The 14236-nt window shown below is 29.0% G+C and carries 15 protein-coding genes; 6 read left to right on the top strand and 9 right to left on the bottom strand.

All coding sequences use genetic code 11. From position 1 onward, the window contains the following. The first annotated feature begins 198 nt into the window (after nt 1-198). The 6 genes from CLAU_RS19340 (at nt 199) to CLAU_RS19315 (ending at nt 6051) form a co-directional block, all read left to right on the top strand. On the top strand, nt 199-399 hold the full coding sequence (locus tag CLAU_RS19340; protein ID WP_023163472.1) for a helix-turn-helix transcriptional regulator: 201 nt from the start codon (nt 199-201) through the stop codon (nt 397-399). A gap of 4 nt (nt 400-403) precedes the next feature. Beyond that, nucleotides 404-823 carry a hypothetical protein gene (locus CLAU_RS19335; protein WP_013238502.1) on the top strand — a complete coding sequence of 140 codons (420 nt, stop codon included), beginning with the start codon at nt 404-406 and terminating at the stop codon, nt 821-823. Nucleotides 824-1054: 231 nt separating this feature from the next. Beyond that, nucleotides 1055-2221, top strand: a complete 1167-nt coding sequence (locus tag CLAU_RS19330) for an iron-containing alcohol dehydrogenase (protein WP_023163471.1) — start codon at nt 1055-1057, stop codon at nt 2219-2221. 128 nt (nt 2222-2349) lie between these two features. Then, the gene (locus CLAU_RS19325) at nt 2350-3843 is read left to right on the top strand and encodes a spore germination protein (RefSeq protein WP_161618870.1); all 1494 of its coding nucleotides are present in this window, start codon (nt 2350-2352) and stop codon (nt 3841-3843) included. Beyond that, nucleotides 3840-4934, top strand: a complete 1095-nt coding sequence (locus CLAU_RS19320; protein ID WP_023163469.1) for a GerAB/ArcD/ProY family transporter — start codon at nt 3840-3842, stop codon at nt 4932-4934. Before CLAU_RS19325 ends, CLAU_RS19320 begins: the two co-directional genes overlap by 4 nt. Then, nucleotides 4921-6051 carry a Ger(x)C family spore germination protein gene (locus tag CLAU_RS19315; RefSeq protein ID WP_023163468.1) on the top strand — a complete coding sequence of 377 codons (1131 nt, stop codon included), beginning with the start codon at nt 4921-4923 and terminating at the stop codon, nt 6049-6051. The genes CLAU_RS19320 and CLAU_RS19315 overlap by 14 nt, the downstream gene beginning before the upstream one ends. Nucleotides 6052-6103: 52 nt before the next feature. On the opposite strand, the gene CLAU_RS19310 is transcribed toward CLAU_RS19315, so the two are convergent. The 9 genes from CLAU_RS19310 to CLAU_RS19270 all read right to left on the bottom strand — a co-directional run bounded on the left by CLAU_RS19310 (nt 6104) and on the right by CLAU_RS19270 (nt 14055). Continuing rightward, nucleotides 6104-6664 (bottom strand): hypothetical protein, encoded by a 561-nt coding sequence (locus CLAU_RS19310; RefSeq protein ID WP_029169929.1) that lies wholly within the window; start codon nt 6662-6664, stop codon nt 6104-6106. A gap of 2 nt (nt 6665-6666) precedes the next feature. Further along, nucleotides 6667-9117: a glutathionylspermidine synthase family protein gene (locus CLAU_RS19305; RefSeq protein WP_023163466.1), complete on the bottom strand. Its 2451-nt coding sequence runs from the start codon at nt 9115-9117 to the stop codon at nt 6667-6669. 73 nt (nt 9118-9190) lie between these two features. Beyond that, nucleotides 9191-9565 (bottom strand): hypothetical protein, encoded by a 375-nt coding sequence (locus CLAU_RS19300; protein WP_023163465.1) that lies wholly within the window; start codon nt 9563-9565, stop codon nt 9191-9193. Nucleotides 9566-9571: 6 nt separating this feature from the next. Next, on the bottom strand, nt 9572-10189 hold the full coding sequence (locus CLAU_RS19295) for a hypothetical protein (protein WP_023163464.1): 618 nt from the start codon (nt 10187-10189) through the stop codon (nt 9572-9574). Next, entirely contained in the window at nt 10186-10413 is a 228-nt protein-coding gene (locus tag CLAU_RS19290; RefSeq protein WP_023163463.1) for a hypothetical protein, read from the bottom strand. Before CLAU_RS19290 ends, CLAU_RS19295 begins: the two co-directional genes overlap by 4 nt. 194 nt (nt 10414-10607) lie before the next feature. Further along, entirely contained in the window at nt 10608-11084 is a 477-nt protein-coding gene (locus CLAU_RS19285) for a hypothetical protein (protein WP_023163462.1), read from the bottom strand. Nucleotides 11085-11225: 141 nt separating this feature from the next. After that, complete coding sequence (locus CLAU_RS19280) at nt 11226-12041, bottom strand: SGNH/GDSL hydrolase family protein (RefSeq protein ID WP_023163461.1); 816 nt, start codon at nt 12039-12041, stop codon at nt 11226-11228. A gap of 78 nt (nt 12042-12119) precedes the next feature. Beyond that, nucleotides 12120-13124 (bottom strand): ABC transporter permease subunit, encoded by a 1005-nt coding sequence (locus CLAU_RS19275; RefSeq protein WP_023163460.1) that lies wholly within the window; start codon nt 13122-13124, stop codon nt 12120-12122. A 16-nt stretch (nt 13125-13140) separates the two neighbouring features. After that, nucleotides 13141-14055, bottom strand: coding sequence for an ABC transporter ATP-binding protein (locus CLAU_RS19270; RefSeq protein WP_023163459.1), 915 nt, complete (start codon nt 14053-14055; stop codon nt 13141-13143). Between the last annotated feature and the right edge of the window lie 181 nt (nt 14056-14236).

Here is a 14236-nt window from a genome sequence, read left to right as displayed (position 1 = left end):
CCTAACTCCATCCTAAATTTAATACAAAGTTACTTATATGTATTATACAGTTAAATATTTCTACTCATAAGTTTATTTTTTAGTTAAAAACTTCATAAACATATACATAATTGTAAAATTAGCTTGATACCAAATGTAAAGTGTACTATACTATAATTGTAAAGTGTACTATACATTTAGGAGATGAATCTTCAAAATATGAAAAATAAAATTAGGGAACTTCGGAAAGAAAGAAAAATCACACAAGAAGAATTAGCAGATTTCTGCAATGTAACAAGACAAACAATAATATCACTAGAAAATGGTAAATATAATCCATCCATTTTTCTTGCTTATAAGATAGCAAAGATATTTAACATGACGATTGAACAAGTATTTATTTTTGAAGAGGAGGAATAGTTTTATGTATCATGCTAAAAGAAATCTTATATATTTTATATTTCAAACTATTTTCGGTATTATTGCACTGTTATTTTTTATATTTGGAGATTTTGCAAACAATCACAGTAAAGATATACTTTCAGGAATTGGCATCTCTTTTACAATCGCTGGAGTTATTGGCATTGCCACCAGCCTAAAGTTGTTAAAGGATCCTAAAAAAGCAGCAAAAATTGAAATGGCACAAACAGAAGAGCGTACACAATTCATAAAAGCAAAGACAAAATCTTTTGTTTACACTATAATGATTTACCTTGAATCAGCAGTTATTATTGTAACTGGACTTTTAGGATTTAGAACAATTTGTATTACACTTTCAGCTATTGTGCTTTTAAAAGTTATATTGAATCTCATCTTTTCCAACTACTATATGAAAAAATACTAATCTAAAGATATACCGTTTTACTTCATAATACGGTATATTTTTATTTTCTACTTCACATAATAGAAATATACTTATCAATAGTTTAATATTTACAAAGATATACGTTCTAAAACATAACAAAATATTACCAAAACTGATTTGCATAATCCATATAAGTATAGTATAATCAGTTAGATAATATTTTAACAATCTTTTTAAAAAATACTTTATGTATTTACAAGGAGGATAAAAATGGCAAGATTTACTTTACCAAGAGACATTTATTTTGGAGAAAATTCATTAGAAACCTTGAAAGACCTAGATGGAAAAAAAGCTGTTATTGTCGTAGGTGGTGGATCCATGAAACGATTTGGATTCCTTGATAAGGTAGTAAACTACTTAAAAGAAGCAGGTATTGAATCAAAATTAATAGAAGGAGTTGAACCAGATCCATCTGTAGAAACTGTTATGAATGGCGCTAAACTAATGAGAGAATATGAACCAGATTTAATAGTATCAATAGGTGGAGGTTCACCAATTGACGCAGCAAAAGCTATGTGGATATTCTATGAATACCCTGAGTTTACTTTTAAAGAGGCTGTGGTTCCTTTTGGTCTTCCTAAATTAAGACAAAAAGCAACATTTATAGCTATACCTTCTACAAGTGGTACTGCAACAGAAGTAACGGCATTTTCTGTAATAACAGACTATAAAGCTAAAATTAAATATCCTTTAGCTGACTTCAATTTAACACCAGATATAGCTATAATTGATCCAGCATTAGCTCAAACAATGCCACCTAAATTAACTGCACATACTGGAATGGATGCACTTACCCATGCTATTGAAGCATATGTTGCAGGACTTCATTCAGTTTTCTCAGATCCTCTTGCTATTCAAGCTATAGTTATGGTAAATCAGTATTTAATTAAATCTTACAATGAAGATAAAGAAGCTAGAAACCAAATGCATTTAGCTCAATGTTTAGCTGGAATGGCATTTTCAAATGCACTTCTTGGAATAACTCACAGTTTAGCACATAAAACAGGTGCAGTATTCCATATTCCTCATGGATGTGCCAATGCAATATATCTTCCCTATGTTATAGATTTCAATAAAAAAGCTTGTACACCAAGATATGCTGATATAGCTAGGAGTCTTAAACTTCCAGGAAATACTGATGATGAATTAGTAGATTCATTAACTAACATGATTAAAGATATGAACAAGAGTATGGATATTCCTTTGACATTAAAAGATTACGGAGTAGATGAAAAAGAATTTAAAGATAATGAAGATTTTATAGCTCATAATGCCGTATTAGATGCCTGCACTGGATCAAATCCTAGAAGTATAAATGATGCTGAAATGAAAAAATTGTTAGAATACATCTATTATGGTAAAAAGGTTGATTTTTAATCTACTTTTTTCTATAAAAACCGGAAGCTTAAAGGCTTCCAGTTTTTTTGTACAATTTTTTTAGGGGTATCCTCATAAGTAGTCATCGGATAAATATTTTAAAAAAGAGCATACTAATTATATTATTAATGGGGAGGTGGATAAATGTGCAGAACACAGAAACCGCAATTGATTCTAACATTGATAATATAAAAAATTTAGTTGGTAACAAATCTGAATTAGTAATAAAATACATATTTATTGGGGATAAAAATAGTTTAACAGCTGCTGTTATATATTTGAATGCTCAAGCAGATAAAAATATTATAGATAGGGATATACTAAATCCACTAATGCTTCATGTACATGAAGATATATCAACTATCCAAAATGTGGATGACTATTTATGCAAAAAGTATATTGCTGCAAGTAATACAAGTATAGAAACTGATATAAATATGCTTCCATATAGTATAAATAGCGGTAAAACTGTAATAGTGCTTAATGGTATTTCAAATTTTATTGTAATAGATACTTCAGGTGGTACTTACAGGCAAATTTCCGAACCAGTTAGTGACGTGTCATTAAGAGGCCCAAGAGAAGGCTTTATAGAAAATCTTGACACAAATATAAGCATACTACGAAGAAGAATAAAAGATAAAAAGCTAACTTTGCATAAATTTAAATTAGGAAGACGAAGTCAAAGTAATTTTGTCATAGCGTTTATCGAAGACATAGTAGATAAAGACTTTTTGCAGAGTATAGAGGAAAAAATAAGTCAAATAGATAAAGATTTTGTATCCGCAAATAGTACAATTGAACAGCTCATAGAAGAACATACCTACAGCGTTTTTCCTCAAACTATAGGATCTGAAAGGCCAGATATAATAGAAGCCGCGCTAATGGAAGGCAGAATTGCCTTTTTATTAGAAGGAACCCCCTACGTTACAACTTATCCAACTACATTTATAGAATTTTTTCAAACACCAGAAGATTATTATGGAAGAACAGTTCAAGCATTTTTTATAAGAATAATAAGATTTATAGCTGCTTTTATAGTAATAACTGTTCCTGCAATTTATATAACTTTTATTAAATTCAACACCGAACTCATACCTGTTGAGTTTATAGAGTCACTTGTGGAATCTAGAAAGGGAATAGCTCTAACTCCTTTTATGTCACTTTTAGCTATGAATTTAACTATAGAGTTTTTAAGAGAAGGTGGTCTAAGGCTTCCTGGTAAAATTGGTCAAACTCTTAGTGTAGTTGGTGGTATTATTATCGGAGACGCTGCTATTAAAGCTAAAATAGTAAGTTCGGCTACGCTATTTGTTGCTGGTATTTCTACTGTATCCTCCTTTGTAATATCAAATTATCAAATGTCTATTGCAATAAGATTCCTTGCCTATCCCATGCTTATACTTTCGAATTGGCTTGGTGTGCTTGGAATAATTATAGGATGGTTTTTTATATTATCTTATCTCTGTTCCCTTGAAAACTTTGGAGTACCTTATTTTGAATTCAATAAAAGCGATATGAAAGATACTTTTATAAGAGTCCCCATTAAAAATATGATTAAACGACCTAAAATTATACCTAATACAAATCCTATAAGGCAGCATTTTAGGGGGAAAAATAAATGAATAAAACTCAAAATACATTTATAACATCAAGTGAATTTACATTTTTTTTACTTTCATCTTTTATTGGTATTGGAATTTTGTATTTACCTAACTCTGTCATAAAAGATGCAAAACAAGACGGATGGATAGGCTGCATAATAGGTGCAGTATATCCCTTATATATATTAATATTAGCAAATTACACCTGTAACAAATTCCCAGATGATGACATATTCGGCCTTAGTAAAAAATCTCTTGGTAAAATCTTAGGTAATATTTTGAATCTTATATTTATAACATTTTTCATATTTGTAACCTCTACTGAACTAACAGGCTTAGCTAATGTATTTAAAATATATGCCACACCATTTTTAAAAGATTACCAAATATTTTTACCTCTACTAACTATTGCAGCTTACACAGCTTATAAAGGTATGAAACCCTTAGGAAGGTTATGTAAATTAATTTTTTATTTAGCACTAATTCTACTTTTTCTACCTGTTGCAACTTTAAAATACGGAACTTATTTAAACTTGATGCCTGTATTTGGTTCAGGTTTTAAAAATATATTAATGTCTTCAAAAGAAACAGCTTTTTTTTACTGCGGTGCTGAAGTTGCTTTTTTTATTTACCCCTTCCTTCAAGATAAGAGCAAGTTACTAAAATGTGGATTAACAAGCACTGTAATTACTATGTCTGTTTATACATGGTTTACTTTTTTAGCTATATATTATTTAGGTATTGAAATTTCACCTAAGTTCTTATGGCCAATATTAACATTAGCTGATAGTATAAATATACCTATTATCAATAGTTTTAGGTATATATTTATATCATTGTGGGCATTGGTAGTATTGAGATGCATATCTATTTATTATTTTTCATCTTGCTATGGCATGAATAGACTTATAAATAAAACCTCCCCTCAAACATTTGCCTTGATTTTATGCCCTATAATTTTATTTTTATCAAGCTTATATGGAACTCCTACTAGAAGGAGAAATTATACAGACATGATAATGTCATTTTATTTAATATACAACTTAATTTATATTTCACTAATAGTAATTTTAATAACTTTTAAAAAAGGTGGTAATTTTGAAAAAAAATAAATTTTTTATACCAATTTTAATTATATTAATTTTTGTAATATCCTTTATGGGCACAAAAGGAGAACTCGTTGAAAACCTACAAATACCTGTGGGAGTTGGATGTGATATAGAAAAAACTTCTTCATCTACTACTTATATTGTACCAATTCTTATGCACTCATTTGAATCTGGTAATAAAATAGTAAGCAATGTACTCACAGGAGAGGGCTCAACTGTAGGTAAAACCAGAGAAAGCAGGCAGCTAAAGTCCAGTAAAAAGTTTTTACTAGGTATTAATAGAATATATATTTTCAGTGAAGAAGCTTCTAGAAATGGCATAAAAAATTTTATAGATATAATTCTTAATAATGCAAATACAAATGACAGGGCACTTTCTGTAGTATGTAAAGGTAAAGTTGAAGATATATTTAAATATAACGTAAAAGGTTATGCTAGTTCTGCGGAATATATTTATGAAATGGTAAAAAATTTAAATCAATTTAATTTTTTTCCTTCACAGTATACCATAATGGATATTATAGTAAGGATAGATGCAGAAGGTAGAAATACATTGCTCCCCTATGTAGAAATTGCAGGTGATGAAAATAGTGGTGGAGAAGGTACCCTAATTAAAACTACAGGTGTTGCCATATTTAATAAGGATAAAATGATTGCAAAAACAGATGTGAAAGAAGCTAAAATCATAAATCTTCTAAAAGAAAATAATGTAAAAGGTATTTTAACATTACAACAAAATTCAAAAAAATATATAGACTTTTACGCAACATCTAAGAGAAAAGTCAAATGCTATAGGGAAAATGGAAACTACAAATTTATAATAAATTTGGATTTAAAAGGTGATATAATAAGTAATGAATTATATAAAAATATGTACAAAAGCCCAAAAGATATACAAGAATTTGAACAAAATACTGAAAAATTAGTGGTAGAAATGTGTAACAAAACCATAAGCCAAATAAAAAACAAATATAAAGTTGATATTTTGGATCTTGGAAGAGTTGCTGCTGCTAAATACGGCAGGGAAACAGGCACAGATTGGAATGAAGTAATAAGCAAGTCTGATATACAGGTTAATGTAAAAGTTAAAGTGGATACCCAAGGAAGAGGCGAATATTAAGCTCTATACACTTTATGTTGAATATTTAAAAAGGAGTATGTTTTACTCCTTTTTAATCATCAAAGTCCTTTATATCACTTTTGTTAATCAAAATTTCATACTCATACTTTGTATTGACTTTACCACTCCAGTTTTTATATGAAGCCGCAAAAACAGAAACTGTATCATTTTCCCCTAAGTTATTTTTAAAGACATCCATGGATTTTTTTGCAATTGATTTATTTGCAATTTTTAATATTGATTCTTTTTCTCCCTCAGTATAACTTTCCTTTATAGTTACTCCTTCTGTAATATCTACATTGTCTGATAAGGTTTTAGATTCATCTATAGGTTCTACTTGAAATACATACTCCATCTTGTCATCATCATTAGTTCCTTTACCCAGATAATATCCATCAACTTCATGCAGCTGATAAGTTCCAACATAAGATTTACTTACAAGTTTTTCATAATTTTTCACATGTATAACAATAAAAAAAACTAATATTATGAGAGAAATACAAATTATAACTCTTTTTTTTCTACATTTTTTATTTTTACTTTCTTCATCTATATATTTTCTATTTTCATTTTTGTTATTTATTCTTTTCTTATTCTTTTTTTTCTTATTCATCTTTATACCACCCTATCAATATATACAGGCATATATATGCAGTTTTCTCTAGTAATTAAATCTCCTAGCCTGCAGTACATTCCAACAAATTCACTTTCACTATAGAAACATCCAAGTATCGGAAATAAATTTTTTCTCTCTTCACCAAATGTTGATCTGCATATATAGTTTAAAGTTTTTATATTAATTCTCTCTTGAAAAATATAGTTATCCAGATTGTTTATATCCTGACAAGATAGCTGTCCCCTAGTGTATATTCCCTCTCCTTCCCTTTCTAATATGGGTTTACAGATATAATCTATGGTTTTCATAGATTTATTACTAAAATCAGTATAGGGAATGTATTTCAGTATTATACTTTTTTCACGCTGTGTAAAAAAATCTGTCCCAAGCATTTCATATACCACAGCAAAAATGGATTTACTTTGCCCTATCATAGTTACTGGTTGATTTATACAATTTTTATTATTTATCCACTTTCCGACATCCTGCATATTGAATTTTTCAAACCAATTTAGTGGAAAATATCTATAAATCATATCAATTCTATCATGAAAATAGTATAACTTACCATTTTCGACTCTTAGATTATACACATTACCTCTTATCACTCTAATTCCGTATTTGTCACCTATTTTTTTTATTATGTTATATACAATATCTATATTATAGTAATCTTCATAATAACATGTACTAAATATTCCTATAGTCTTTGGAGAATATCTCATTATATATTCTTCAATATTTTCACTTAAAATGTTTTTGAAATTCTTATTTGGATTTTGCACATTACGTTTATATCTATTTACAAGATAGTCATTTACAATAGTACTTTCATATAGTCCAGCAGGGGTTTCATTATTTAGCTCCATAAGTTTCAAATTGTTATCCGTATCCAGAGCCCAATCCATTCTTCCTAAAATACTCAAGTACTTAAAATCTTTTGATGAATATATACTTTCACTTACATTTGACGTTCCTAAAATTTCATCAAACCATCCCTTATTTTTATATACAAATTCAGAAACCTTCCTAAATATGTTCAAGACTTCACAGGAAGCATTTTTTAACTCTTCAAATTTATCAATACTTAAGATGACTTCATCTAAAGATATGTACTCCCTTGCATTATTATAGGCACCGGTAAATCCTAGCTTTACGAGATCTAAATTTACCTTTTTAAATTCATCATGTCTATCTTCTATATTCTTATTATATTTTAGATTTAGTTTAGGATTTCTTATTCCTATTGGAGTTATAAATGTGGTTTCATTATTTGTAAGATAGTCATAGTTCCATCTAGAGCATATTCCCCTTATTTCATTACATGTAAGATAAACTCCCAAATTGCAAAAGGCATCAACAGTATGAGGATATCCCACTCTTAATTCAACTATATTGTCTTTTCTTATCTCCTTAAACTCTTGAATAACGTAATGATTCCTATACTCTTTAATGTCATCTAAAATACTTTTCCATTCTTCTTTTGAATACAGCTTTCCTATAAATACATCTTCGCTATAACGTCCAAGTATAGGCTTTATTACATATTTATCCTTATTATATCTAGCCTCATCAAAATTCGTATCACTTAATAACTCTGTATATGGGATACATTCTCTTACGACACTTGCAGTACCTTCATCTAACCTATTTTCTCTCAATAATTTGTGAAAATAAGCAAATATACTTTTACTTTGAAGAATTATTACTCTAGGATCATTTAATATAAGCACCTTATTTTTTTCATATAAATTTAAAAGAAGTTTAATATCATTAACCTCATATAAATTTTCACATGGAAATTGTCTCAAAATAACATCTACGTGTCTATTAAAACAATATACTTCTTCATTTTTAATGTATATATTATTACTTCCTCCCAAAATTACATTTATCCTATCATCTTCAAGCCATTTTCTATAGAGCATTGATAAATGGACTTCTTCATAATGACATGGATCCGCCAGAACTAATACATTGATTTTTTTGCTGCCATAATACTTGTGAATTATTGAATTAAATTTTTCTCTAAAATTTTCAGAAAAGCCTCTATTTACATTGTTATTGCAATTAAAGTATTCACCTATTGCAAGTTCCCTTTGGGCACAGGGCTTGTCATAGTTGCCTTCACTAAAAAATATGTTGCCATCATACTGAAGAAAGCAATCATATCTTGTCCAAAAAATATCTGGAATTTCTCTATTTAAATTCATTATTTCATCTTTAAGAGGAAAATCAGGAATCATGCTCTCATAATCATTGTATTTAGTATTGAAGTTATTTAACACATCTAAGGACACTCTATTAATTATATTAGTGTAATTATTTATTTTATTGTATTCAATTTCTGTTAAATAAAAAGGATATGGAGAATAAACATCTCCTTTTCTTCTACAGTGTATTGAATAATATTCAAAAAGTAACTCATCTACCACATTGTTATATTTCATCCTGCTAAACTCCTTATTATAAGTCTCCTACTTGCTGTCCTATTTTTAGCCAATTTTTACTACAGTATATAGTCTATCCAGCCACACTACCAGCATGTACACCACTATAACCAGAAGTACTTATATGATCTGAAGAAGATGTAACTCCTCCATTGCTAGTCTTAATACTGCTTAAATTAGAGCTTGTATATGGGCTTACAACTCCACTAGTAGAATTTGTCCAACTGTGCCACCCATAAAAATCCACATTAGATTTACCTTCATCTGATACCTTATATCCTTCAAAAAAACTATTAGGATAGTATACAAAAGGTGAAGTGCAGCCAGACTGCTGCTGTGCTGCATTCTCCTGATCCTGATCAGTTATATAATTTTGATTGTATGTATATATTGAGCTTCCAACCAAGGCTGATATAATTAATCCTAATGCTGCTTTTTTCTTATTCATCTAACTTCAATTCCTCTTTTCCTTTAACTTACTCACATTAACTCCAATATTGTTAGCTTTTAAGTAATTCAAATATTCCTTTGCATCTTCTTTTATATTTTTATCACATACATATAGCACACTATGGATTTTTAAGAAATTGAACATTTCAGCTTCCGGCAAATCCTCTTCTGTTATCTCATATTGATTATTATATTGATTTACATTGTTTATTTCAACATCCACATATCGATTACTATCAAGTATAATCATGTATTTATCATAATTTTTTAAACGTGTGTTTGAAAATAAAGCAAGCTTTTTTAATATAGAATTACTTTTAACTACTCCAAAATCGTGGCACACCATATTAAAATCTGGCACTATAGTATATTTATCTCTATACTTATATCCATATTCAAGTCCTCTGCCTCCTGGTATATCGAGTATAATTAAACTTTCCCCACTTCCAACAGATTTAATTTTAGTCATATCCAATTGTACGTTATTTTCGATATCTAGATTTTCTAAATTTACAACAGATGTAAAAACAAGAGACTTTATAAAGCAGGACATCACCCCTGCATTCAAATAAAATTTCTTATATATGTTATAATAATACTCTTTAATAGCTTCATCTATCAATATCCAAGGCTCCTTTCCCTTTCAACTACAACAGAAAAACACTTTTTTAAGTTTATACAATGAGAAAGTCCTCTTTCATCTTCTATTTCTATAAAATCATCTGTCACCTCTGTAACAGTTACACCCTTTAATGACGTATCTTCCTGTTCATTATTATAAGATTCTACACTAGCGTATATATATATATTAACCTTAGCTCCCAAATATTTTTGTAAAACAACCATTTATATATCCTCCTATTTTATAACTTAATGATACAATTATATTATTATTTTCCTATAATGTTAACTACTTTTTTTAAATATATAAAAATTTGTTTCATTTACTATATTTTAATTGGCATGAACAAATATGCCCTATAAGCAAACTTTTTAAAAGTCTACTTTATAGGGCATAAATAATATCAAATTTATTTTAATCAAGCTTTACTAGGTTCTTCTGAGGCTTGTAATTGATTATGTTTCTCTTCATCATCACTGCTTTCCTTATCATCAGTATGAATATTATGATCGCCAGTTTCAACATCATTACTGGCAGCATTAATGTCATTACTTATATTTTCATGGCAAACTTCAGCTGGGGTTAATAATTCTAAGCATTTTGAAACTTTTCTATTTATCATACTAACAGCTAATAAAACAATTGAAATACCTCCATATAGTGCAATTGGCTCAAATATTCCTGGAAGCAATTGTGATGAAAGCAGTTGTTTAGTAACAGTAGCAGCAGAATATCCTTGAGCTACATATTGATTAACAGCTTGCCTAAACAAATAAATATTATTAGCCAATGATGCAATTCCAAGGACTGCTACAACTAAAGCAACAGCATTCAAAGTTTTTGAAACAGAAATCTTTTTTGATTTCTTTAATTCAGTTTTATCTTTAACTTTCATAATAATTTATCTCCAATTCTGTCTTTAACGATTATATTATAAATTTACCGTTATTTAATTTTTTTGTAACATATTGTTCTATTAGCTTATATTACTAAATTATTGTTTCATTTGGGTGTCAATATTGTTAACAATTTATAACTATTGATAATTTTTCAATGCCTCAAACATTCTTTTTGAAATAGCATCATAACCTATAGAATTGGGGTGAAAATTATCTGCAGCAAAATAATTTCCTGAATTATATTTAAAAAGGTCATATGTAGGAATATATATAGCATTGTCATCTGATGATACAAGTTGGTCTGTTTTATAGTTCCACTCGTTTAAAAGTTCCAATTTATCTTCAGTTAACTCGCTTCCAAAAGGATTATACAATCCAATAAACACAATTATACTATTTTGATTTCTACTTCTTATTAATTTAAAAACATCTGATAGATTTTTCATGTACTTATTTTCAACTGTCTTCAAACTATCTGTCTGAACAGCAGAGGGAACTGTACTTGAATTTTTAAAATTCTTTATTTCATTTCCTCCAATAGAAATAAAAATCATATTTGAATCCTGTACATACTGTAAGGTCTGTTTACTTTTTACTATATTTAAAAGTCCAGAAGATACATCACCATTAACAGCAATGTTGGTAACTTCTATAGATTTTTTAGTTTTACTTTTCCAAAGTTTAGAAAAATCATTTGCAAATCCACTATTAGTTTCATCCCCGGTTCCTCTTGCCAGTGAATCACCCATAACTAAAATATTATAGGAATTACTGTTTAATTTCTTTATTTTAGTATCCACAGCTTTATTCTCACTTCCCTTATTTGTAACTTTACTACTGGTGCTGCCAGATGCATTAGTAATACTAATAGAATATGCAAATCCTGCTGCAAATACTATTGTAAATATACATGCAGCAATAGATAAAATTGTAAATCTTGATTTTTTATTCATTACACTTTTTCCCCCTACTCATAAGTCATTTTCAAACAAATAACGAGTCAGTATACTATCCTATTTTTATCATACTGTCTAAACCAATACATCTTGTTTTTGAAATACGCTGAAACTTATGACTAAAGCTGCAATCGACCATAAACACAGTACTAATGCAGAAAAAGAAAGGCTCATTCCAGAAACAGGTTGATAAGATGCCGTTAAATATTGTGTTAAATCCAAATTTACAGCAAAGAAATATTTAATCATCGGCCAATCCTGCAAAAACATCTGGAGAAATCCCCCTCCTATTAAAGTTGCCAGCATTATGCCCACAGATGTGACAGTATTTCTCACTATTACAGAAACCATAAAAGATAAAGTTGCAATATTTACAGAAACAAACCATCCAAGTGAATATACTAAGATAGCATACTGCCACTGGTAAATTCTTATTACATTTGAGGAATCCAGCTTATTTCCTATAACTTTAAATCCCGTTGCCATAGGTTCATTCCATCCACCGCTGTGAAATGCAAAGCTTGATATTATTACACACATAAGTGCTGACTCTAAAATTACTATACATGATAAAATCAAAACCCCAATGTACTTGCTAAGTAATATCTTCCACCTTGGAACAGCCCTAGTTAACAATACCTTTATTGTTTTGGATGAGAATTCTCCAGAAACAGCATCTCCTGCTAATATAATTATAAGCAGCGGTAAAAACAAATAAATTGCCTCATCCATAAAATCAATAGTAAATTTTGCACTAGTTGGAGTTATTGGATTTATGTTGTGATTTATATAATACTGCAGCTGTTCAATCTGAATGTTTATTGAATTTTTTCTGTCCTCTTTTATATATTGGCTATTCATAGTATTTTTCAAATATAATATCTGCTGATTCACCATTGACTTCCAATTATAATTTTGAGTTTGTCCCGGTGTACCTGAAAATCTCATTATCGTATGTTTATATGATGCATTTTCTCCATAACAAAAAAGGGATACAAGTACAAGTAAAATTACAGAAATAAGAACTAATTTCTTTTTTGAAAGCATCTTAAGTACTTCATTTTCAATTAATCTTATCAAATTTTATGCCCCCCAATTAAATAATTTGATTTCCCTCTGTCAGATTCAAAAACAAATCCTCTAGTGTCTTGTTTTTGTTGTCAACATACTTTATCATAAGTCCTCGTTCTACAAAGCAGGAATTTATCTCTTGAAGCTTTTCTAACGAGACATTTGCTTCAAGCCTTTCTTCAACCACATTGCCTTTAACCTTCCAATTTTTTTCTAAAATTTTTCTTCCCTTTTCATTGTCACTTAAAACCCAGAATACCCCCTGATTATTTAATAATTTATCTACATCTGCACTTTTTAAAACTGTTTCCCCGTTTTTAATTATAGTTACTTTGTCACACATAAGTTCTATTTCAGAAATAATATGACTTGATACAAGTACAGAAATATTTTTTTCACTTGCCAATAGCTTTACTAAGTTTCTAAGTTCACTTATTCCAGATGGATCAAGTCCATTAGTTGGTTCATCTAAAATGAGAAGTTTGGGATTATGCATTAAAGCCTGTGCAATTCCAAGCCTCTGTTTCATTCCAAGAGAATATGTACTTACCTTGTCTTTAATTCTATTTTTCAAGCCTACCAAATCTACTACATTTATTATATCCTTTTCTGTAACATCTCTACTCATGGATGCTAACATCTTTAAATTATCAATTCCACTCATATAGTTATATAAATCAGGTCCTTCTATAATACATCCCACATTTGACATAGCTTTTACATAATTTTTAGTTATAGAGTATCCACATATATCAATTTTTCCGGAAGTAGGCTTTGACAGTCCTACAATCATACGAATTGTCGTTGATTTTCCTGCTCCATTAGGGCCTAAAAATCCCATTACTTCTCCCTGCTTCATTGAAAAACTTATTTCTTTAATTATCTGCCTACCCTTTATTGTTTTTGTAACATTGTCCAGTAACAATATTTCATCTCTCATCTTTATACCTTCTTTTTACGAGTTATATGATATATACTTTATTATGAGTAAATTTATAGTATATATCAATATCAATTGGTGGAATTTAATATTTTATTAATTTTAATAAGCTGCTTAAAAAACAAATATATATTTAGAACATATAATAAAAAGGAACTGTTGAACTTTTACTGCGCTCAGC

This window comes from Clostridium autoethanogenum DSM 10061 (assembly GCF_001484725.1).
GTDB classification, from domain to species: domain Bacteria; phylum Bacillota; class Clostridia; order Clostridiales; family Clostridiaceae; genus Clostridium_B; species Clostridium_B ljungdahlii.
Note: the sequence above shows the minus strand (reverse complement) of the source record. Positions and strands in the feature narration are given on the sequence as shown.